General features: G+C 68.4%; 20 protein-coding genes. 1 reads left to right on the top strand and 19 read right to left on the bottom strand.

The genetic code is table 11. The annotated features are described in order from the left end of the window. Window positions 1–57: 57 nt before the first annotated feature. On the top strand, window positions 58–1,584 hold the full coding sequence (locus tag ABFX18_RS08365) for a glycosyltransferase family 2 protein (protein WP_346057982.1): 1,527 nt from the start codon (window positions 58–60) through the stop codon (window positions 1,582–1,584). An 11-nt stretch (window positions 1,585–1,595) separates the two neighbouring features. Here the strand turns inward: ABFX18_RS08365 and ABFX18_RS08370 are convergent, their stop codons facing one another. The 19 genes from ABFX18_RS08370 to mraZ form a co-directional block, all read right to left on the bottom strand. Continuing rightward, entirely contained in the window at window positions 1,596–2,513 is a 918-nt protein-coding gene (locus ABFX18_RS08370) for an RluA family pseudouridine synthase (RefSeq protein WP_090149345.1), read from the bottom strand. Further along, window positions 2,500–3,102 carry a signal peptidase II gene (gene lspA / locus ABFX18_RS08375; RefSeq protein WP_346057983.1) on the bottom strand — a complete coding sequence of 201 codons (603 nt, stop codon included), beginning with the start codon at window positions 3,100–3,102 and terminating at the stop codon, window positions 2,500–2,502. The genes ABFX18_RS08370 and lspA overlap by 14 nt, the downstream gene beginning before the upstream one ends. Window positions 3,103–3,110: 8 nt before the next feature. Then, complete coding sequence (locus ABFX18_RS08380; protein ID WP_346057984.1) at window positions 3,111–3,806, bottom strand: DivIVA domain-containing protein; 696 nt, start codon at window positions 3,804–3,806, stop codon at window positions 3,111–3,113. A gap of 90 nt (window positions 3,807–3,896) precedes the next feature. Then, entirely contained in the window at window positions 3,897–4,190 is a 294-nt protein-coding gene (locus ABFX18_RS08385; RefSeq protein WP_200328679.1) for a YggT family protein, read from the bottom strand. Window positions 4,191–4,192: 2 nt separating this feature from the next. Continuing rightward, window positions 4,193–4,690 (bottom strand): cell division protein SepF, encoded by a 498-nt coding sequence (locus ABFX18_RS08390; protein ID WP_346057985.1) that lies wholly within the window; start codon window positions 4,688–4,690, stop codon window positions 4,193–4,195. 30 nt (window positions 4,691–4,720) lie between these two features. Then, window positions 4,721–5,416 (bottom strand): YggS family pyridoxal phosphate-dependent enzyme, encoded by a 696-nt coding sequence (locus ABFX18_RS08395; RefSeq protein WP_336662116.1) that lies wholly within the window; start codon window positions 5,414–5,416, stop codon window positions 4,721–4,723. A gap of 5 nt (window positions 5,417–5,421) precedes the next feature. After that, window positions 5,422–6,654, bottom strand: a complete 1,233-nt coding sequence (gene ftsZ, locus ABFX18_RS08400) for a cell division protein FtsZ (RefSeq protein ID WP_346057986.1) — start codon at window positions 6,652–6,654, stop codon at window positions 5,422–5,424. Window positions 6,655–6,799: 145 nt separating this feature from the next. Then, complete coding sequence (locus ABFX18_RS08405; protein ID WP_346057987.1) at window positions 6,800–7,837, bottom strand: cell division protein FtsQ/DivIB; 1,038 nt, start codon at window positions 7,835–7,837, stop codon at window positions 6,800–6,802. 122 nt (window positions 7,838–7,959) lie between these two features. Beyond that, window positions 7,960–9,381 (bottom strand): UDP-N-acetylmuramate--L-alanine ligase, encoded by a 1,422-nt coding sequence (gene murC, locus ABFX18_RS08410; RefSeq protein ID WP_346057988.1) that lies wholly within the window; start codon window positions 9,379–9,381, stop codon window positions 7,960–7,962. Between the two features lie 86 nt (window positions 9,382–9,467). Continuing rightward, window positions 9,468–10,550: a glycosyltransferase gene (locus tag ABFX18_RS08415; protein ID WP_090149380.1), complete on the bottom strand. Its 1,083-nt coding sequence runs from the start codon at window positions 10,548–10,550 to the stop codon at window positions 9,468–9,470. Then, entirely contained in the window at window positions 10,547–11,743 is a 1,197-nt protein-coding gene (gene ftsW / locus ABFX18_RS08420; RefSeq protein WP_090149383.1) for a putative lipid II flippase FtsW, read from the bottom strand. The genes ABFX18_RS08415 and ftsW overlap by 4 nt, the downstream gene beginning before the upstream one ends. Next, window positions 11,743–13,251, bottom strand: a complete 1,509-nt coding sequence (gene murD, locus ABFX18_RS08425; RefSeq protein WP_346057989.1) for a UDP-N-acetylmuramoyl-L-alanine--D-glutamate ligase — start codon at window positions 13,249–13,251, stop codon at window positions 11,743–11,745. The genes ftsW and murD overlap by 1 nt, the downstream gene beginning before the upstream one ends. Window positions 13,252–13,262: 11 nt before the next feature. Further along, window positions 13,263–14,351 (bottom strand): phospho-N-acetylmuramoyl-pentapeptide-transferase, encoded by a 1,089-nt coding sequence (gene mraY, locus ABFX18_RS08430; protein WP_346057990.1) that lies wholly within the window; start codon window positions 14,349–14,351, stop codon window positions 13,263–13,265. After that, window positions 14,348–15,757, bottom strand: a complete 1,410-nt coding sequence (locus ABFX18_RS08435) for a UDP-N-acetylmuramoyl-tripeptide--D-alanyl-D-alanine ligase (RefSeq protein WP_346057991.1) — start codon at window positions 15,755–15,757, stop codon at window positions 14,348–14,350. The genes mraY and ABFX18_RS08435 overlap by 4 nt, the downstream gene beginning before the upstream one ends. Next, window positions 15,754–17,310 (bottom strand): Mur ligase family protein, encoded by a 1,557-nt coding sequence (locus tag ABFX18_RS08440; protein WP_346057992.1) that lies wholly within the window; start codon window positions 17,308–17,310, stop codon window positions 15,754–15,756. The genes ABFX18_RS08435 and ABFX18_RS08440 overlap by 4 nt, the downstream gene beginning before the upstream one ends. Before the next feature lie 23 nt (window positions 17,311–17,333). After that, the gene (locus ABFX18_RS08445; RefSeq protein ID WP_346057993.1) at window positions 17,334–19,130 is read right to left on the bottom strand and encodes a peptidoglycan D,D-transpeptidase FtsI family protein; all 1,797 of its coding nucleotides are present in this window, start codon (window positions 19,128–19,130) and stop codon (window positions 17,334–17,336) included. A 29-nt stretch (window positions 19,131–19,159) separates the two neighbouring features. Further along, window positions 19,160–19,768, bottom strand: coding sequence for a cell division protein FtsL (gene ftsL / locus ABFX18_RS08450; RefSeq protein ID WP_346057994.1), 609 nt, complete (start codon window positions 19,766–19,768; stop codon window positions 19,160–19,162). After that, on the bottom strand, window positions 19,765–20,748 hold the full coding sequence (rsmH, locus tag ABFX18_RS08455) for a 16S rRNA (cytosine(1402)-N(4))-methyltransferase RsmH (protein ID WP_200328658.1): 984 nt from the start codon (window positions 20,746–20,748) through the stop codon (window positions 19,765–19,767). Before rsmH ends, ftsL begins: the two co-directional genes overlap by 4 nt. 12 nt (window positions 20,749–20,760) lie before the next feature. Beyond that, window positions 20,761–21,192 carry a division/cell wall cluster transcriptional repressor MraZ gene (gene mraZ, locus ABFX18_RS08460; protein WP_090149408.1) on the bottom strand — a complete coding sequence of 144 codons (432 nt, stop codon included), beginning with the start codon at window positions 21,190–21,192 and terminating at the stop codon, window positions 20,761–20,763. Between the last annotated feature and the right edge of the window lie 57 nt (window positions 21,193–21,249).

Here is a 21,249-nt window from a genome sequence, read left to right on the forward strand (position 1 = left end):
GCGCGATCGTCCCGCGTATCCCGGCCCGTCCTGCGCACCCGAATTCGAGGAGAGAATGTGACCGAGACCGCGCCCATCGTGAGCGTCGTGATCCCCGTGTACAACTCGATGCCGTACCTCACCGGAACGCTCGACTCCCTCCTGGCGCAGGAACTCGACTCGTTCGAGATCATCGCCATCGATGACGGGTCGACGGACGGCTCTGAAACCGAGCTCGACCGGTACGCTGCGGCTGACTCGCGCATCACGGTCGTGCATCAGCCCAACAGCGGGTGGCCGGGAATGCCGCGCAACCGCGGCCTCGAGCGAGCACGCGGCAGGTACGTGCTGTTCATGGACGCCGATGACACCATGTCACCCGATGCGCTCGCGCGAATGGTCGCCCAGGCCGATGCGCACGACGCCGACATCGTCATTCCACGATTCGAGGGCACCGGCGGGCGCCACGTCCAGGCGCTGTTCGAGCGGCATCCCGAAGGGCCGATCGAGCTCGCCAGAGCCATGGAGACGCTTTCGCCCCAGAAACTGTTCCGTCGCGAGATGCTCGAGCGGCTCGAATTGCGCTTCCCCGAGGGCCGTGTTCGCCTCGAAGACGGGATCTTCGTCACTCGCGCCTATGTCGAGGCTCGGCGCATCATGTTCTGCGGGGACTCGCCCCTGTACTTCATCGCCCTGCGCGACGACGGGCGGAACATCTCGAGCCAGAGCATCGATCCTGACAATTACGTCTCGTCGTGCCGCAGGATCGCGGAGACCCTCATCGAAGGAGTCGCCGACCCCGATGATGCGCGTGCGCTGGTGCGTCAGTTCTTCGGCAGGAAAGGTCTCCGCTTCTACGCGCCGAAACGCTGGCTCGCGATGGACGAGGGTCGGCGCGCTCACTGGGTGGCGCTGCATCGCGAGTTCTTGCGCGACCTCTTGCCGCCTTCCACGGATGCGCAGGTGACGCACCCAACGGATCGCCGCAAAGTGGAGCTGATCCGAGACGGTGACGTCGAAGGACTCGACCGGCTGATCCGGGCTGCCGCGATGCTCGAGCACACCGCGCTCGTCTCGGGCGTCCGTGCCTTGCCTGGTGGGATCGAGGTCACGGTCACGGTTCGGCTGGACCATGACGAGGCACCTGCAGGAGCGGCAGGATCAGGCCTCCGCGTGCGCGTCGCGGATCGCCTCTACCGCCTGGTGCGCCCGCTCGTCACCCGCCGCCTCGTGCGGGGAACGAGCCGGCTTGCCGCGCGGTTCCTGCTGTGGAATCGGCCGCACGCTATGCTGCTCCTCTCCGGGCGCAAGCGTGGCCGCGCCACGGCCGTGCCCGGAAGACTGGCACCTCCCGAGCCGCGGACCGCCGAGGGGACGTACCGCGCGCGCGAGCCGCGGTACCGATTCGTGCTTCCGCATGACCTCCTGCGGCGATACCGAGGAGAGCGCGTCGACGCGTGGACGGTGGTCTCCGGCCCGCATCGAGTGAGCGGCGACCGCTGCCGAGTAACCGCGCCGCCGGCGCTGGACCGTCGGGTCGACGGTATTCGCGCGTACGCGACGAATCGAGGCAACTTCAGTCTGCAGGTGCCCGGTCGGGGGTGACCCGACCTGGCTCAGCCCTCCAGCGCGTCGAGTGCGCGCTGGAGATCGGCGGGGTAAGCGCTTTCGAACTGCACGGGCTCGCCGGTTCCCGGATGCCTGAAACCGAGTCGCTTGGCGTGGAGCCACTGCCGGCTCAGCTGCAGACGGGCTGAGAGCGTCGGGTCGGCACCGTACATGCTGTCGCCGACGCATGGGTGCCGCTGCGCCGACATGTGCACTCGGATCTGATGGGTGCGTCCGGTCTCGAGCCGAATCTCGAGCAGGCTCGCGTAGGGGAACGCTTCGATCGTCTCGTAGTGCGTGACCGACGGCTTCCCGTCGCGCGTCACGGCGAACTTCCACTCGTGGCCAGGATGCCGGCCGATGGGCCCCTCGATCGTGCCCGCGAACGGGTCGGGGTGCCCTTGCACCACGGCGTGGTAGATCTTCTCCACTTCGCGCTCTTTGAAGGCGCGTTTCAGCTCGCTGTAGGCGCGCTCGCTCTTCGCCACCACCATCAGACCACTCGTTCCGGCGTCGAGGCGGTGCACGACGCCCTGGCGCTCCGCCGGACCGGAGGTGGCGATGCGATAGCCGGCCCCCGCGAGTGCGCCGACCACCGTTGGCCCTTGCCAGCCGAGCGAGGGATGAGCCGCGACTCCCGCTGGTTTGTCGACCACCACGATGTCGTCGTCATCGTGCACGATGCCGAGGTCGGGAAGCACGACGGGAACCACTTCTGGCCCTCGCTTCTCCTCCCAGCTGACCTCGAGCCAGCCGCCGGCCGTCAGACGATCGGATTTGCCGAGTTCGCGCCCGTCGAGCTGAACGCCTCCCCCGTTTGCGATCTCCGCGGCGAAACTGCGGGAGAAGCCGAGGAGTTTCGCGAGCGCCGCATCGACGCGATCACCCGCCAGACCATCCGGAACCGGCAGGCTACGCTGCTCCATCGGTCTCCTCCGACGTCTGATCGGCCGCGGCCCGCCCGCGAATGCGCGGACTTCCGTCGATGTTCACTCCGAGGAGCGAAATGATCACGAAGAGCACCATTCCCGACACGATCGCGATATCGGCGATGTTGTAGATCGCCTCGTTGAACCCCAGCCACATCCAGGGGGTCGATATGAAATCGATGACGTGCCCCTGCGGGAAGCCGGGCTCACGAGTCAGCCGGTCCGTGAGGTTTCCCAGTACGCCGCCGAGCAGCAGGCCGAGGAAGAGCCCCCAGGGGATCGACCGGAGTCGTCGGATCTGCCAGAGAATCACAACGACGACGATTGCCGCGAGAATCGTGAAGATCCACGTCGAGCCTGTTGCGAAGGAGAAGGCCGCGCCGGGATTTCTCACGAAGTGCCAGCGCAGGAACTCGCCGAGCACGGGCACGGTCTGCCCTTCGACGAGATGGGCAACCACCCAGTTCTTGACGAGCTGGTCGGCCGCGAACACTGCTGCCGCCACTCCGATGAGGAGCAGCGGCACCAGCGCTCGACGCCGTGACCGCGACGCGATACTCGCGATCGGCTCAGTAGCGTCGCTCACGCTCCCGGTTACTGGAGACCGTCGGGTGCGCCGGCGGGCTCGGGCGAGCCGTCGAGGCCGCGCAGCTGCGACTGGATGTACGAGCGCAGCGTCGAGCGGTACTCGCTCTCGAACTGACGAAGATCCTTGATCTTGAACTGGAGGTCGCTGCGTTCTTCACCGAGCTGGCGGAGTTCCTCGGAGCGCTGCTTCTGCGCCTCGTCGACGAGCTGCTTCGCGGTGCGCTCGGCGTCCTGGACCATCTGGTCGCGCTTGGCCTCAGCCTCGGAGATGAGCTTGTCTCGAGTGGCTTCGCCCTCGTGCACGTGCTTGTCGTGGAGCTCGAGTGCGAGCTGCAGCATCGCGCTCGACTTCACGGCATCCGGCTGCGGGACGGCGGTGTTGTCGGCGACGGCCTGGCTCGCAGCTGGCGCGGCCTGCTGCGGCGCGGGGGCCGGAGCCTCCACGACGATCGTCTGCTCTGACGCTGCACCCTCTGAGTCGGAGTCGGAGTCCTCCGTGGCGCGGGTGCCCGACTCTGCGGCTGCGAGCTTGGCGGTGAGCTCTTCGATCTGCGAGCGCAGCTCCGCCTTCTCCTGCTCGTGCTGACGGAGCTCCTCGACGATCGTGTCCAGGAAATCATCGACTTGATCGAGATCGTATCCGTCGCGGAACTTGGTGATCGTGAACTTCTGATTCACGACATCTTCGGGAGTCAAGGCCATCGTTACGTCTCTTTCGCTTCGGGACCACTGCCGTGGTCTAGAACAACGCTAGCAAATAAAGTCGGGTTCGCGCAGGTGCACCGGTCGCGGCTACCAGGCGGAGAGGATCGCGATCAGGATCAGGCAGGAGATCATCGTGAGCAGCCAACCCAGATCGAGGGCGACCCGGCCGAGCCGAATCGGAGGGAATACCTTGCGGAACATACGGATCGGCGGGTCTGTCACCGTGTACACCAGCTCCACGAGCACGGCCCAGAACCCTCGCGGCCGGAATTGCCGGTTGAGCACCATGACCCAGTCGAGGATGAAGCGCGCCCAGAGCACGAATGTGAAGATCCTGAGTGCCAGCCGGAGAATGAAGGCGATCGCTGCGACGATCTCCACGCTCAGGCCGAGGGAGCTACGAAGAACGATCCGCTGTCGTTCCTCTGCGAGTGGTCGCTGCCGGTCTCGATGTGCTCGGGCGACAGCAGAAACACCTTGCTCGTCACGCGCTCGATGCGTCCGTTGAGCCCCATGGTCAGTCCGCTCGCGAAGTCGATCAGCCGCTTCGCGTCGCCGTCGGTCATGCGGGACACGTTGACGATGACGGGGATGCCGTCGCGGAAGCTCTCGGCGATCACCTGGGCGTCGGCGTAGGCCGTGGGGTGCACGGTCAGGATCTCGTTCATCGGCTGGCTCGACGGCTGACGGGTCGGTGTGACGCGGCGCAGCGGTGTGACCGCAGCGCGCTGCGCGGGGGGCCGCGCTGCCTCCGGCTTCGGTGCCGGTGCGGTCTGCGCAGCACGCGGGGCCGCCGGCTGCGCCGACTCGGTGTTCTGGGCGTCGAGGTCTTCCTCGGCGAGGCCCAGGAACACCATGGTCTTCTTCAGCGGGTTGCTCATGTTTTCTCCCAACGGTGCGGTGGTTCGAGACTATCGGGGCTCCGGGCGTTTCCCGGTGATTGCGCTTCCGATTCTGAGGTGTGTCGCGCCCGCCGCAATGGCTTCGCGATAGTCGTGCGTCATTCCTGCGGAGATGGCGGTGGCGCCCGGCGCGACCGCGCGCACGCGCTCCGAATAGCCGGCCAGTCGTTCGAACGCGGCCGGTGCCGGCTCCTCGAGCGGTGCCACCGCCATCACTCCGCGCAGGTGCAGCGCGGGTGCGCGGAGCACGTGCTCAGCGAGCCGTTCGAGCTCGGCAGGAGCGGCGCCGCCGCGAGCGGGGTCTTCCGTGAGGTTCACCTGGATGAAGACTTCGATCTCGCGCTCCATGTCGGCGATCGCATCGACGAGGCGCTCCCGGTCGATCGAGTGGATCGCATGCGCATACCTCGCTGCTTGACGGGCCTTCTTCGTCTGGAGCTGTCCGACGAAGTGCCAGCGCAGATCGAGTTCCGCGAGCTGCTCGGCCTTCGCCTGAGCCTCCTGGTGTCGATTCTCGCCGACGTCCCGCACGCCCAGGTCGGCGAGTGCCGCGACCAGCTCGACCGGATGGAACTTGGTCACCACGATGAGATCGATCTCGTCCGAGCTGCGCCCGGCGTCGCGACACGCGTCCGCAATTCCCGATTGCACCTGGTGCAGACGATCGCCCAGGCCGGGGAAGCCTCGGTCGCTGGCCTCACTCATGCGGGTTACCTCAGGAACTCGGGAATGTCGAGGTCGTCGTCGTCATCGCCGTCGAAGGCGGGATCGGAGATCTGCGCCTCCACGGGCGGATTCGAGAGCACCTCTCCGAACTGCCCCGTCGGCGGGTTCTTCGACCCGGCATCCCCTGACGCGGAGAATCCGGCGTACCCCGCGCCGACGCCTGCAGCTGCGCCGCCGCCTGCTACTGCGGTTGCTGGCGCTGCGACCTCATCGAGGCTCTCGACGTGACTGCCGCGACGACCCCGCTCCGAGTTGGCGACGGGAGCCGGCGTCTCATCGTCGAAGCCGGCAGCGATCACGGTCACGCGCACCTCGTCTCCGAGGGTGTCGTCGATCACCGTTCCGAAGATGATGTTCGCCTCGGGGTGCACCACATCCTGCACCAGCGTCGAGGCCTCGTAGATCTCGCTCAGGGCGAGGTTCGACGAGCCTTGGATCGACAGCAGCACGCCGTGCGCGCCTTCGACGGAGGCTTCGAGAAGCGGCGAGGCCACGGCGAGCTCCGCCGCTTTGATGGCGCGATCCGCTCCGCGGGCGGAGCCGATGCCCATGAGCGCGGCACCGGCGCCCTGCATGACCGATTTCACATCGGCGAAGTCGAGGTTGATGAGACCCGGAGTCGTGATGAGGTCGGTGATGCCCGACACGCCGGCGAGGAGCACCTGGTCGGCCGCGGCGAACGCCTCGATCATGCTGATGCCGGGCTCGCTGATGTCGAGCAGGCGATCGTTGGGAACCACGATGAGCGTGTCGACGGCCTCGCGCAGCGTGTGCACGCCCGAGTCGGCCTGAGCAGCTCGGCGCTTGCCCTCGAAGCTGAACGGCCGCGTGACCACGCCGATGGTGAGTGCGCCGATGGACTTCGCGATGCGAGCCACGACCGGGGCGGCCCCCGTACCCGTGCCGCCGCCCTCGCCTGCGGTGACGAATACCATGTCGGCACCGGCGAGCGCCTCTTCGATCTCCTCGGCGTGATCCTCGGCCGCACGGCGCCCCACCTCGGGATCGGCGCCGGCGCCGAGACCGCGCGTGAGCTCGCGGCCGACGTCGAGCTTGACGTCGGCATCGCTGAGGAGCAGCGCCTGCGCATCGGTGTTGACGGCGATGAACTCGACGCCCCGCAGTCCGAGCTCGATCATCCGGTTGACTGCGTTCACGCCGCCGCCGCCGACGCCGACGACCTTGATCACCGCAAGGTAGTTCTGGTTCGCTGACACGTGGTTCCTCCGCCCCTAACCTTCAACCTTTACTCGAGGTTAAGAGTTAGTATTGCCGTATACATTTCCTGCGCACCACCGTATGGGCCAGGAGCATGCGGCAACGCCTGACACGCCGCGAGCCCCTCGAAAGAAACCGCTCGCGCTACTCGAAGACGGGCGCTTCGGTCGCTGAGACATCGATTCGCGTCACCGGCTGCCCGGCGAGGGAGGCGAGCATCGCCTGCAGCACCATCGCCTTGCGTCGGCTCTCGTCGGCATCCCCCCAGAGCACCGTGATGCCGCTCGCGAGCGTGAACGTCACATCCTGAGCGCTCGAGGCGCTGGCGCTCGTGATCTGCGCACGCAGATCCGCAGGCATGTCGCGGAGCGCGCGCGACGCCGACCGGAAGGCCGCGGAGCCCCGGTCCGTGAGCGCTCCTGCGCCGACCGGAACGCCCGCGGGTGCAGCATCCGCAGCCCCGAGCAGCACCCCGGCGGCGTCGTAGAGCTCGACGCCATCGGTCCCTGCGACCGAGATCACGGGCACGCGCTCTTCGATCCGCACGACCAGCGTGTGCGGCGGCACCCGCTCCACTGCGTAGCGCTGGATCAGGGGGAAGGGTTCGAGGGCGCGATGCACCTCGGCATCGTCGATCAGCGCGAGAGGCCGCCCCTCGAACCGCTCGAGTGCACTGTGCACATCCGCGGCGTTCACGCTCTCCGCGCCGGTCACCTCGACGGTCTTCACCGCCATCAGAGGCGTGAAGACTCCGGCACCGACGAACAGCGCGAGCGCGCCGACGGCTGCGAACGCGATGATCCAGTGGCGCCTCCGACCGCGGGCCTCCGCCGAGAAGCGTCGCCGCTCGCGTCGAGCCTGCCGCTTCCGCAGGCGCGCCGCAGCTGCCACCCGGCGCTCCGCCTCGCGCACCGGGTCCGGTTCGCTTCCGCGAAACCGATCGAGACCGGAGCGAGCACGGGTGTCCAGTGATCCGAGATCGACCGTCGGGTGCTCGTCGGAGAGACGGACGGCTCGCGCACCGTCGATCGCCCCGGAAGCACGCCCTTGGAGATCTTCCTCCGCCCGAGTGGCGGAGTCCGGAGCCTCCTGCTCAGGAGGCGCGTGTCTCGAAGCGCGCACATCGCTCAGATCGATGGTCGGCGAGACACCGGTTTCAGGGACGTGAGCGCGCGCCGGCACCCGGCTCAGCCGAGGCCCGGGCCGCCCCGCAGCTTCTGAGACCTCGGCCGGAGGCCGCCCGGCGGGCGGCTCCGGCTCCGGACGCGGTTGATCGGGTGTCCGATCGAAACCGCCGGGGCGCTTCACCGGGCCTCGAGCTCGAACCGGTCGCGCAGCGCCTCAACCACTTGAGGAATGATGCGGTACACCGTGCCGCAGCTCATCGTCACCATGACGTCGCCCGGACGGGCGATGCGCGCGAGGTAGTCCGCGGCATCCTGCCACTCCGGCAGGTACGCCACGCGATCCGCGTCCGCGAAGTCATCGGAGACGAGTGCGCCCGTGACCTCCGGGACCGGGTCCTCGCGCGCTCCGTCGACGGCGAGCACCACCGTGTGGTCGGCCCCGCGCTCGAGCACCTCGGCGAACTCACGATGGAACATGCGCGTGCGGCTGAAGAGGTGGGGCTGGTGGATCGCGATGAGCCGACCTTCGCCGACGACCGCGCGGGCGGAGTCGAGCAGCGCCGCGACCTCCGTGGGGTGGTGGGCGTAGTCGTCGTACACGCGCACGCCCTGCACCTCGGCATGGAACTCGAAGCGGCGCTTCGTGCCGCCGAACGCGGCGATCGCCTCGAGCGCGGCGCCCGGCTCGAACCCCAGGCCGGTGAGCACGGCGAGCGCGCCAACCGCGTTGACGGCGTTGTGCTTGCCGTACGCGGCGAGCTGCGCCTCGTAGCGGTGCGCATCGATTTCCACCGCGAACCGAACGGGGCCAGAATCATCGATCTCGACGATGCGAACGTCGGCGCCGTGGGCCTCGCCGAACGTGCGGACCGGCGCGTGCCCGCCCTGGTGCTGCAGCGTGGCGAGCACTTCGCGCGCCCCCGGGTCGTCGGCGGAGATGACGATCTGCTCGCGCGCGCCGCGCATGAAATCGACGAAGGCCTGCATGAAGGCCTCCCGCGATCCGTAGAAGTCGAGATGCTCCGGATCGACGTTGGTGACGAGCGCGACGGCGGTGTCGTAGAGCAGGAACGACTTATCGGATTCATCCGCCTCGATCACGAAGAGATCATCGCCGCCAGTGCCGGAACTCACGCCGAGCGCTTCGATCACGCCGCCGTTCACGAACGACGGATCCGCACCCGCGCCGAGCAGGCCGGTCACGATCATGCCGGTCGACGTCGTCTTGCCGTGCGCACCGGCGACCGCGACGACGCGTGCGCTCCTCGCGAGCCAGGCCAGCGCCTGGGACCGGTGCAGCACCGGGAGCCCCTGGGCGAGGGCGCGCTGGTACTCCGGATTGTCCGTCCAGAGCGCCCCGGTGACCACGAGCGTGTCGGCATCGCCGACGTTGTCCGCATCATGACCGATGGAGACTGGGATGCCGAGCTCGACCAGAGCCTCCGTCGAGTAGTTGGCGCTCCGATCAGAGCCGGTGACCGTGACACCGGCCTGGTGCATCATGCGAGCGATACCGCTCATGCCCGAACCGCCGATACCGACGAAATGGACCTGCCCGAGGTCTTCGGGGATCTCCAGTTCGAGATCGGGATAGATCATGGCGCCTCCTCAGCACGAATCGACAGTCAAGCGTACCGCGATGCGAGGCGCCCGTCGCCGAGGACCCGCTGAGCGATCGAAGTCGCTCAGGTTCCAGCGGCGCCCACGGCCTCCCGCACGAGTTCGAGCAAGCGCTCAGTGCCGTCCAGCGCGCCGGCCGAGCGAGCGCGCCGCGACATCGCTTCGAGTCGGGCGTCGTCGAGCAGGAGCGGCACGAGCACGTCGTGCACCCACTGCGGCGTGAGTTCCCCGTCTTCCACGAGCAGCGCTCCCCCGGCCTCGACCATGCCGGCAGCATTGAATCGTTGCTCACCGTTGCCGACGGCGTAGGGCACGAGTACCGCGGGAATCCCGAGGCCCGCGAGTTCGCTGACCGTCGTCGAGCCCGCTCGCGATACCGCGAGGTCGCAGGCCGCGAATGCGAGGTCCATGCGATCGCAATAGGGAATCACGACGTACCCGGGCACGCCGGGGTCTTCGAGCTCGGTGAGACCGCCCCAGACGTGGAGCACCTGGATGCCGGCGTCGACGAGCATCTGCGCCGAGCCCGCGATCCCTCTGTTGAGCGCACGCGCACCGAGCGAACCTCCCGTGACGAGCAGGGTGCTGCGAGCCGGATCGAGTCCGAAGTGCGCGCGCGCCTCGTCGCGGAGCGCTGCACGGTCGAGTCCCGTGATCTCCGGCCGCAACGGCATTCCGGTGACCCGCGCCCCCGCGATCGGCGTGCCCGCGAACGTCACCGCCACGTGCGGCGTGCTCCTGGCGCCCCAGCGGTTCGCCAGGCCCGGTTTCGCGTTCGCCTCGTGGATGACGGTGGGAACGCCTTCACGAGCCGCAGCACGATACGCCGGCGCCGACGCATACCCGCCGAATCCCACCACCACGTCGACGCCGCGGCTGCGGATCAACTCGCGCACCTGCGAGACCGCACGCGCGAAGCGCACCGGAAACCGCAGCGCCGCGGCGTTCGGGCGACGTGGGAACGGGAGGCGCTCGATATGCACCAGTTCGTAACCCCGCTCCGGCACGAGCCGCGCCTCGAGACCTTCGCGGGTGCCGAGCACGATGATGCCGGCCCCCGGTTCTTCCCGTCGAATGAGGTCGGCGAGCGCCAGAAGCGGGTTCACGTGCCCGGCGGTTCCGCCGCCCGCCAGCAGATACGTGGTCATGCGTGTCCAATCTCTTCCTGATGTCGTGCGGCATCGCGGGCGATCGAGATGACGACGCCGATGGCGATGAGGCACGCGATGAGGGCGGTACCGCCCGAGCTGATGAGCGGGAGCGGCACGCCGAGCACCGGCAGCACGCCGACGACGACCGCGATGTTCACGAACGCCTGGCCGACGATCCAGACCAGTACGCCGCCGACCACGGCTCGCCCGAACCGGTCGCGCGCCCGCACGATGAGGCGGAGCATCACCACGGTCAGCGCGATGAACAGCACGACGACGAGCAGTGCGCCGATGAGCCCCAGCTCCTCGCCGATGATCGCGAAGATGTAGTCGTTGTCGGCCGCGGGAAGCCACGACCATTTCGCCTTCGAATTGCCGAGCCCGACGCCGAAGAGCCCGCCGCCGGCGAGGGCCCACAACCCGTGCGTCGCCTGCCAGTCGATGCCGCTGTAGTCGTCGGTCCCTCCGGCGTGGCTGAGCAGCCGCGCCATGCGGTTCGGGCTCGACAGCACGAAGAAGGCGACCGCGAGCGCCGCGCCGATGGCCGTCACCCCGAGCGTCTTCCAGCTCATGCCCCCGAAGAACATCGCGCCGAACACGAGGGCGGCCATGATCATCACCGTACCCAGGTCCTTGCCGAGCAGCACGACTCCCAGGGCGATCAGAGCCCCGGGGATGACGACCGGGATGAGCTCGTGCCGCATCTGGCCGAACAGCGGCTCCTTCCGCTGCATCACGGCCCCGACCCAGACCACCAGCGCGAGCTTCAACGCCTCGGACGGCTGCGCAGTCACGCCGCCGAGCTGAATCCAGTTCCGGTTGCCGGCCACTTCGAATCCGAGCGGTGTGAACACCAGCAGCTGCAGCAGGATGCCGAGCCCGAAGAGCGCCCAGGCGTAGCGCTTCCAGAAGCTCACGGGCATTGCGGCGGCGACGAGCATCAGGGGGATGCCGATGACGGCGAAGATCACCTGACGCCAGAACCCTCCGAAGAAGCCCTGATCGGCGAGATACGAGGTGATGGATGATGACGAGAGCACCATGATGAGGCCGAAGCCCACCAGCAGCAGCGTGATGGTGTAGAGCGCGATGACCGTGCGATCGGAACCGATGCGCAGCATGCCGCCCAGCCGGATCAGGGCTTGGGCGGGAGCCCGACCCGGTTCGCGCTCGCTCGTGCGCGCAGACATCATTCCAGCTCTCGGACCGCAGCTTGGAAGCGTCGGCCGCGGTCGGCGTAGCCGGCGAACTGATCCATGGACGCCGCAGCGGGTGAGAGCAGCACCGTGTCGCCCCGGTGCCCGATCGCACGGGCCTGCGCCACCGCGGACCGCATAATGCCGTCGGGGTCGAGCCCGGCGTCGTCGATCTCGACGACGGGCCGCTCCCCCAGGTGCCGTCTCAGTGCGGCGAGCACCGGCTCACGATCGACTCCGATCACCACGGCGCCGCGCAACCGGATCGCGTGCGTGCGCACGAGCTCGTCGATGTCGACGCCTTTCAGGAGACCGCCCAGCACCCACACGACATCGTGCAGCGCACGCAGCGACGCATCGGCAGCGTGGGCGTTCGTCGCCTTCGAATCATCGATCCAGCGCAGCCCCTGGATCTCGCCGAGCTGTTGCGCACGGTGCGGATCGGGCACGAAGGTGAGCACGGCTCGCGCGATCTCGCCCGGTTCCACGCCGCGGGACCGGGCGAGGGCGCTCGCGGCGAGCACGTTCTGCACCATGTGCGGGGCCGCGAGGCCTCGCTCTGCGAGTTCCTCGATCGTGACGAGCTCGAACGCCTCGCTGCGGCGCTCCGCGTGATAGCCGCGATCGACGAGGATCCCCTCGACCACGCCGAAGCCGCTGGTCGGAGGGGTGTCGAGCCCGAAGCTCACGGCCCGGGCGCCCTCCACCACATCCGCGGCCTCCACCATGCGCTCCGTCGCCGCGTCTGCACGGTTGTACACGCAGGCGACCTGCGTGTGCTGATACACCTTCGCCTTCGCCGCCCAATAGGCGTCATGGCTGCCGTGCCAGTCGAGATGATCGTCCGCGAAGTTCAGGCATGCGCTCGCGTAGGGCGAGATCTCACCCAGGCGCTCGAGCTGGAAGCTCGACAGCTCGACGACGATCGCGTCATATCCCTGGGGGTCGCGCAGTGCATCGAGGATGGGAGTGCCGATGTTCCCAGCCGGCGTGACCCGCAGCCCGCCGGCCGAGAGCATGTGAGCCGTCAACTGGGTCGTCGTCGTCTTGCCGTTCGTGCCCGTGATGCAGATCCAGTCGGCGATCCTGCCCGTCTTATCGCGGAGGCGCCAGCCGAGTTCGATGTCTCCCCACACCGTCACATCGCGGGCGACCGCCCAGGTCGTGAGCGGATGGTCCGGCCGGTACCCGGGAGACACGATCACGAGCTCGGGGTCGAAGGCGGCGAGGTCGGCGAGCTGGGCCTCGTCCTCAGCAGCCTGGAAGTACTCCGCCCCGATGACCTCGAGCAGTCGTTCGCGCTCCGAATCCGGCGCACCCGCGATCACCCGCACGCGCGCTCCCAGTTCGACGAGCGTGTCGGCGACCGAGAACCCGGTCACGCCGAGGCCGAGGACCGCGACGCGGAGTCCGGTCCAGTCGTGGTGCCAACTCGTCAGCGCATCGACACGGTCAGCGACCAGCTTCGCGTAGATCGCTGCGTCTCCGCCAGTGCTGTTCATGTCTGCTCCCATCACGACTGCTGCAGCAGCCATTCGCCGTAGAACGCGCCCACCCCGGCGATGACGAAGAGGGCGGCGATGATCCAGAACCGCACGACCACGGTCACCTCGGCCCACCCTTTGAGCTCGAAGTGATGATGGATCGGACTCATCAGGAAGATGCGCCTGCCTCGCGTGACCTTGAAGTACAGGCGCTGCAGGATCACCGAACCGGTCTCGATGATGAACAGTCCGCCGATCAGGATCAGCAGGACCTCGGTGCGGCTCAGGATCGCGAGCGCCGCGATGGCGCCGCCGATGCCCATCGATCCCGTATCACCCATGAACACATGCGCTGGGTTCGTGTTCCACCAGAGGAACCCGCCGACGCCGCCGAGGAATGCCGCCGCGATGACCGCGAGATCCATCGGATCGCGCACCTCGTAGCACCCGGGCTCCGCAGCGTTGCTCACGCAGCTCTGCGCGGACTGCCAGAACCCGATCACGAGGTAGGCTCCGAACGCGAAGATGGCGGATCCCGCTGCGAGACCGTCGAGACCGTCTGTCACGTTCACGGCGTTCGTCGTCGCCGTGACGATGACCATGACCCAGACGATCACGAGCCCGATGCCGATGATGGGGCCGAACGTCATGAAGTCGAAGGGCAGGTCGCGGAAGACCGAGACATGCGTCGACACCGGGGTGATGCCCGCGCCGTTCGCGAACTGGATGCCGAGCACCGCGAACGATACTGCGATGATGACCTGGCCTGCGATCTTCGCCCAGCCGCCGAGCCCCGCAGATGCCTGCTGCCGCGTCTTCATGAAGTCGTCGATGAAGCCGACGAGCCCCGCTCCGACGGCCATCAGGATGACGAGCAGCGCAGATGGAGAGGGCTGCTCGCCCATGACGAGCTTGCCGACGAAGTAGGCGATTACCGACCCGGAGAGGAAGATGATTCCGCCCATCGTGGGCGTGCCGCGCTTGATCTCGTGCTCTTTCGGCCCGTCGACGCGAATCGGCTGGCCCCAGCGGAGCCGGTTGAAGCCGCGCACGAACAACGGCGTCAGGAGCAGCGAGTAGAGGAGGGAGAACCCGCCGGCGATGAGCAGCGCGATCATGCGTACGCCTCCCCGAGACGATCTCCGAGTCGCTGGAGGCCCGCGGCGTTCGAGGACTTCACGAGCACCGTGTCATCGGCGCGCAGTGTCTCGGTGAGGTAGGCGAAGGCTTCGTCCTGGGTGGGGAAGAAGGTGCTCTCCCCGTCCCAGGCGCCCTCATTGATCGCGCTGATGTGCAGCTGGCGCGCCTCGGCGCCCACGACCACCAGTTCGGAGATCCGCAACCGCACCGCCTGGAGCCCGACGCGTCGGTGCTCCTCGATGGAGTACTCGCCGAGCTCGCTCATCGCTCCGAGGACGGCGACCGAGCGCCCGGCTGGTCTGCGGATCTGTGCAAGCGTGCGCAGCGCGGCGCTCATGGAGTCCGGGCTCGCGTTGTAGGCATCGTTGATGATCGTCACCCCGTCGCGCCCGCCGAGCACCTCCATGCGCCCCGGGGCGGCGAGGGTCGCCGATTCGAGCGTCTCGACGATCTCGGCGAGCGGGATCCCGAGCGCCCGCCCCACCGCCGCGGCCGCAAGCGCGTTCATGACGTGGTGCTCCCCGAGTACCCGGAAGTGCACGGGGAGGGACGCTCCGTCGGCGTGGATCACGAATCGTGTGCCGTCCGCCGATGTATCCACATCGGTCGCACGGACGTCGGCCTCCGAGCCGAGACCGAACCAGTGGACCTGGGCGCGCGTGAGTTCGGCCATCTGCGCGACGCGGGGATCGTCGCGGTTCAGCACGGCGATCGCAGACGCGGGCAGGTCGCGCACCATCTCGCTCTTCGTGCGGAAGGTGGTCTCGATCCCGCCGAATTCGCCCGCATGGGCGAGTCCGACCGTCAGCACGACCCCGATGTGCGGCGGCGCCATCGCGGTGAGACGTGCGATCTCGCCTTCTGCGCTCGCTCCCATCTCGGCGATGAGCGTGCGCGTATCCGGTGCGACGCGCAGCATCGTCACGGGCCCGCCGACCTCGTTGTTGAACGATTTCGCGGAAGCGACGGTCGGGCCGGTGCGTTCCGCCATTGCGGCGACCAGGTTCTTCGTGGTCGTCTTGCCGTTCGAGCCGGTGATTCCGACGATCGTGAGGTCGCCCGCTTCGCGAATGCGTCGCACGACCTCGGTCGCGAGGGCGCCGAGCGCATCGGTGCTGTCGGCGACGACGATCTGCGGAACGCGGCTGTCCACCTCGTGCTCCACCACGAGCAGAGCGGCACCGGCGTCGACCGCTCGAGCGGCGTATCGGTGTCCGTCGGTCTCCTCACCGCGTCGGGCGAAGAAGATGTGCCCCGGTCCGACCTCGCGGGAGTCGGTCTGCGACTCGCCGTCGATGAGCGTCTCCGGCCCCGCTCCGCCGTCTCCGGGGACCAGGCGGCCGTTCACGGCGGCCGCGATCTCGGCCAGTGTCAGTGCAATCACGGGAGCAGTCCTGCCTCGCGGAGCGCACCGCGAACTTCGTCACGCGCCGAGTACGGGATGAACCGCCCGGCGACTTCTTGATGGTCCTCGTGTCCGGGACCGGCATACAGGATAACGTCACCGGGTTCGGCCAGTGAAATGGCGAGGCGCACGGCAGCCCGAGGATCGCCCTCCTCGATGACCTCGGCGTGCTGGGCCGAGCGGGCTCCGGCGAGCAGCTGAGCGCGGATCGCCTCCGGTGGCTCGGAGCGCGGGTGGTAGTCGCAGATGATGACGGTGTCGGCGCCCGCAGCCGCGATCCTTCCCATCTCCTCCCGCTTCGTCGTGTCGCGGTCGCCATCGGCTCCGAACAGGAAGATGATCTTCCCCGGCGCGACCTCTCCGAGGGCGTCGAGCATCGCCTCGAATGCCCCGGGCGTGTGCCCGTAGTCGACGTAGAAGCGCGGGCCCGTGCTGCCGCTCTCCGTGATCTGCTCGAGACGACCGGGGATGTACACCGGAATGCGACCTTGCTCGAGTCCCGCCTCGACCTGCGCGATCGGAATCCCCGCCTCGTGCAGCATGATCAGCGCGAGCGCGGCGTTCTCCGCCATGAAGCGCCCGAACACCGGAACGCTTCCGCGGAAGTGGGCGCCCTCCGGCCCCTGCAGCACGAACGACACGCCGTCGAGCGTCTGGCGTGTGACCGCGAGGTGCCAGTCCGCGTCCCGCCCGTACTCGGTGGCGAGGCGCGTCACCGGGATCTGCGATTCGCGCGCGATGCGCTGCCCCCAGGCCGAATCGACGACGACGACGCCGCGTTCCGCGTGCTCCGGCGCGAACAGCGCGAGCTTGGCTGCGAAGTAGGTCTCCAGATCGCCGAATTCGTCGAGGTGGTCCTGGGAGAAGTTGTTGAACGCGACGACATCGAAGCGCAGGCCGTCGAGACGGTGGCGAACGACCGCCTGGGCCGACACCTCGATGGCCACGCCCTCGACGCCGACCTCGACCATGCGGGCCAGCAGTCCGTGCAGCTCGGAGGCCTCGGGGCTGGTGAGGTTGCTCACCACCACCTCGTCGCCGATCCGGCGCTCCGCCGTGGAGCTGAGCCCCGCGGTGATGCCTGCCGCGCGCAGCAGCTCGGCGATGAGGTACACGACGCTCGTCTTGCCGTTCGTCCCGGTGACGCCGAAGGTGCGCGCGGAGAAGCCGTCGGTGCGGTAGACGACCGCGGCGACGTCGCCGAGAATCAGGCGCGGGTGCGCGTCGGAGACGAGCACGGGCAGCGACGTCCCCGCTGCCGCGGCGAGCTCGGCGCCGGCCGCGTCGGTCAGCATCGCACTCGCACCGGACGCGGCGGCCTGAGCGGCGAACTCCGCACCGTGGCGCTGGGCGCCCGGCATGCCGACGTAGAGGTCGCCGGGTCGCACATCGCGCGAGTCGAGCGAGACGCCGGTGACGAACAGCCCTGTCGACCGGCCCGCGGCGCGCACGTCGAATCGCTCGACGATCTCGTCGAGCGGGACGGGGACGGGCTGCTGCGGGCGAATGCTCAAAGCATCTCCGGTACTCACGGGTGCTGGCCTCCTGGGCGTGATCAATACTCGGTGGGGAGTGGTTGGAACTCCCCCGTGGATGGCGGGATGTGGAACGTGCGGATCGTCGCCTCTGCAGCCTGCCGGAAGGCGGTGAGTGCGGCGACGCCACCATCTCCCGCCGTCGGGAACGCAATCGATGCTACCGCGACGTACTGCGGGTCGTCGGCCGGGAAGATCCCCGCGAACGAGTGCACGTAGTCCGTGCGATAGAGGCCAGTGGCCGGGTCGACCTGCTCCGCGGTGCCGGTCTTGCCGGCGATCCGGTACCCCGGGATCGCGATGAGGTCCTTGAACCAGCCCTCGGTGGTGACGGTCTCGAGCATGCCCATCATTTCGGCTGCGGTGCTCTCCGAGATCGCCGTGACCGGCTCGCCGTGCTCGGGCGCGGTCGTCGTGCCGTCGGCCTCCACGCACTCCTGCACCACGCTGGGCGGCACGCGCACGCCCTTGTTCGCGATCGCCTGGTAGACGCCGGCAGTCTGCACGACGGTCGAGGAGAGGCCCTGACCGAACATGGTGTTGTACGAGGTCTGGCGGTCCCAGTCCCCCGGCTCGTACAGCAGACCGGAATCCTCGACCGGCATTCCCGCCTGGGTGGCGATGCCGACGCCGAATCGCTTGAGGTAGTCGTATCGCGTCTCGGCGTCGAGCTGCGCGCCGAGCATCGAGGTGCCGACGTTGGACGACTGCGTGAGGATGCCGGTCAACGTCCACGGCATCTCGGGATGGTTGAACGCGTCGCCGAAGCGCACGCCTGGCTCCGGCTCGAGGTAGTCGGGCGTGAGGTTCTGCGACGCGGGCGTCGCGACGCCCTGGTCGATGAGCGCCGCCGCGGTGATCGCCTTGAACGTCGAGCCCGGCTCGTACGGCGAGGTGAAGGATCGCGCTTCGCGCTTCGCCGGGTCAGAGGCATCGACGTCGTTCGGGTCGACCGAGCCGTCCTCCGCAACGGCGACGAGCTCGCCGGTCTGGACGTCGATCACCGTGAGCAGGCCGTACGCCGCCCCGACGGACTGCACCTGCTGGTTGATCGCCTGCTGGGCCTCCCACTGCAGGTCGCGGTCGATCGTGAGCTGCACCGTGCCGCCGTCCTGCACCTTCCTGGTGACGACGACGCTCCCGGGGAGCGCCACTCCGTCCTCGCTCCGCTCGTAGGTCTCAGTGCCGTCCACCCCGGTGAGGCAGGCGTCCTGCGACAGCTCGACGCCGGCCTGCGGCACGTCGTCGGCTCCGGAGAACCCCACGATGTTGCCGCCGACCGCGCCGTTGGGGTAGGTGCGCGTGTGCTGGCTCTCGAAGGTGAGCCACGGGATCTCGAGCGCCTTGAGCGCGTTCAGCTGGGTCAGATCGATGGATCGCTGCACGTAGGCGAAGTCCGACTTCGGGTTGTCGCTCAGCGCGTCATCCACGATCTTCTGGATCTCCTCGCCGCTCTGCCCGGTCACCGCTCCGATCTCCTCGAAGGCCTGCGCTGCGGTGACCTTGACCGTGCCCACGCCGCGCTCGGTGTCGAACCGGTAGAACACGCCGTCGTTCAGACGCGTGTTCTTCGGCGAGAGCTGCACGTCGTAGCGTTCGTCCGTCGTCGCGAGCACTTCCCCGTCGCGATCGACGATGTCGCCGCGCACGCTCGGAATCGCGACGGGCACCGCGCGCTTGTCTTTCGCATCCTCGTTCAGGGCGGCGGCGGAAACCACCTGCACGTCCACGAGTCGCACGAGAAACACGATCGCAGCGACGACGATGATGGCGAGCGCGATGGCCCGGCGAAGCGAAGATCCGCGCAGTCTCAGCATCCGAATTCCTCCCGGAGTTCTGCTACTGCCTAGTGCGTATCGGGAGCAGGCAGCTTGCCCGTCCACCGTACCGGCGGATCGATGTCTTCGGCCTGAGCGCCCGCGGCCTGTCCGGAGTTCCGCGGCACGAGGAGGCCTGCGGCGTCCACCACCGGCATGCTCTCGAGGGTCGCGTTCGGGATGAGGTTGCCAGAGGCCTCCGTCGTCTCCGAGTCGAGCGCCCCGAGCACTGCGCCGTCGCTCAGACGGAGCGTCGCGGGCCGCGAGTTCTGCACCATGCCGAGCGCGGCCGCATTCTCCGCGAGGTTCTGCGGGGACGCGAGCTTGTCGACGTTCTGCGACAGCACTCGTTCCACGCGCCCGAGGTCGCGCTGCTCCACCTCGAGTGCGCGGGACTCGTATGCACCCTGAGAGATCGCGATGCTCAGACCGAGCTGCGTTGCGAAGATGGCCAGGACGACGCCGACCGCGATGAGCGCTCCCGCGAGCGGGCTGCGCTGCGAGCACTTCGCCGGCCGGGCCGCGGGGTGCGGCACCGGGCGCAGGTGCCGCTCGGGCTGGGCGGGCGCCGGCGTGCCAGAGGGTGAGCCGAGGCGGAGCGCCGCCGCGTCGAACTCCATCGGAAGCGTCGTACTCATCGTGCGTCCCTCATTCGTTCGGCTGCGCGCAGGCGCACGGGGATGGCGCGCGGGTTGCGCGCGCGCTCGGCGTCGTCGGCGAGCTCGGCTCCGCGCGTGAGGAGGCGGAACTCGGGACGATGCTCCGGGAGCTCGACGGGCAGGCCGGCGGGCGCGGTCGACGCCGTGCGACGCGCGAATTCGCGCTTCACGAAACGATCTTCGAGCGACTGGTACGACATGACGACCGCACGGCCGTCGACCTTCAGGAGATCGAGCGCAGCGGGGATCGCGCGCTCGAGTACTGAGAGTTCGGAATTGACCTCGATGCGCAGCGCCTGGAATACGCGCTTCGCGGGGTGGCGCTGGTCTCGCACCGCGGCCGGGGTCGCCGCCTGCAGCACCTCGACGAGCTGACCGCTTCGCAGAATCGGAGCGTCCGCCCTGGCCGCGATGATCGCGCGAGCGTACCGGCCTGCGAGGGGTTCTTCGCCGTATCGTTCGAAGATCGCGCGCAGGCGGCCCTCGGGCGCCGCAGCCAGCACGTCGGCCGCGGTCTCCCCGCTGCTCTGGTCCATGCGCATGTCGAGCGGAGCGTCCTGGGCGTAGGCGAAGCCGCGGTCGGCCTCGTCGAGCTGCAGCGATGAGACGCCGAGATCGAAGAGCACGCCGTCGATCCGCGAGAAGCCGCTGTCGGATACGGCCTCGGCGATTTCGTCGTACACCGCGTGCACGCGGATCGCGCGGTCCCCGAATCGCCGGAGACGAGCGCCCGCGAGTTCGAGTGCCTCGGTGTCGCGGTCGAGACCGATCACGGTGAGCCGGGGGAAGCGATCGAGGAGCGCTTCACTGTGTCCGCCCATGCCGAGTGTCGCGTCGACGATCACGGGCGTGTCGCCCTCGGCGATGCCCTGCGCCACCGGAGCGAGCAGTTCGAGGCAGCGCTCGAGCAGCACGGGGGTGTGCAGACCGCTCGGATCGCGTGTGTTGTCGTGTGCCATAGGGATTCCGGGCTAGAACATGCCCGGGATCACCTCCTCCTCGATCTCGGAGAACGCTGCTTCCTGCGCCGCCAGGTAGGTCTGCCAAGCCTCCGCATCCCAGATCTCCGCGCGCGAACCGGCGCCGATGACGGCGAGCTCGCGATCGAGCCCGGCGTACTCGCGGAGGTTCTGCGGAATGGTGATGCGACTCTGCTTGTCGGGTGTTTCGGGGTGCGCCCCTGAGAGGAACACGCGGAGGTAGTCGCGCGCCTGCTTCGAGGCGAGCGGTGCGCTCCGCAGTCGCTGATGCATCTCGGCGAACTCGGTTTCGCTGAACACGTAGAGGCAGCGCTCCTGCCCGCGGGTGATCACGAGGCCGTCGGCGAGTTCATTCCGAAACTTCGAGGGAAGAATCAGTCGGCCTTTTTCGTCCAGGCGCGGCGTGAAGGTTCCCAGAAACATGGGACCTCCTTTCGCCGACTCGTCCTCGAGCGCCAGTTTACTCCACTTTCCTCCACT

The organism is Leucobacter alluvii, from assembly GCF_039530485.1.
Lineage (GTDB): Bacteria > Actinomycetota > Actinomycetes > Actinomycetales > Microbacteriaceae > Leucobacter > Leucobacter alluvii.

Excerpts from the sequence above, each read along its gene's own strand:
- ABFX18_RS08370 (WP_090149345.1), bottom strand. The coding sequence starts at position 2,513 with ATGGAGCAGCGTAGCCTGCCGGTTCCGGATGGTCTGGCGGGTGATCGC.
- mraY (WP_346057990.1), bottom strand. The coding sequence starts at position 14,351 with ATGATCGCGCTGCTCATCGCCGGCGGGTTCTCCCTCCTCTACTCGCTG.
- ftsW (WP_090149383.1), bottom strand. The coding sequence starts at position 11,743 with ATGTCTGCGCGCACGAGCGAGCGCGAACCGGGTCGGGCTCCCGCCCAA.
- mraZ (WP_090149408.1), bottom strand. The coding sequence starts at position 21,192 with ATGTTTCTGGGAACCTTCACGCCGCGCCTGGACGAAAAAGGCCGACTG.
- rsmH (WP_200328658.1), bottom strand. The coding sequence starts at position 20,748 with ATGGCACACGACAACACACGCGATCCGAGCGGTCTGCACACCCCCGTG.
- ftsL (WP_346057994.1), bottom strand. The coding sequence starts at position 19,768 with ATGAGTACGACGCTTCCGATGGAGTTCGACGCGGCGGCGCTCCGCCTC.
- murD (WP_346057989.1), bottom strand. The coding sequence starts at position 13,251 with ATGAACAGCACTGGCGGAGACGCAGCGATCTACGCGAAGCTGGTCGCT.
- ABFX18_RS08395 (WP_336662116.1), bottom strand. The coding sequence starts at position 5,416 with ATGAGTGAGGCCAGCGACCGAGGCTTCCCCGGCCTGGGCGATCGTCTG.
- ABFX18_RS08445 (WP_346057993.1), bottom strand. The coding sequence starts at position 19,130 with ATGCTGAGACTGCGCGGATCTTCGCTTCGCCGGGCCATCGCGCTCGCC.
- ABFX18_RS08390 (WP_346057985.1), bottom strand. The coding sequence starts at position 4,690 with ATGAGCAACCCGCTGAAGAAGACCATGGTGTTCCTGGGCCTCGCCGAG.
- ABFX18_RS08380 (WP_346057984.1), bottom strand. The coding sequence starts at position 3,806 with ATGGCCTTGACTCCCGAAGATGTCGTGAATCAGAAGTTCACGATCACC.
- ABFX18_RS08415 (WP_090149380.1), bottom strand. The coding sequence starts at position 10,550 with ATGACCACGTATCTGCTGGCGGGCGGCGGAACCGCCGGGCACGTGAAC.
- murC (WP_346057988.1), bottom strand. The coding sequence starts at position 9,381 with ATGATCTATCCCGATCTCGAACTGGAGATCCCCGAAGACCTCGGGCAG.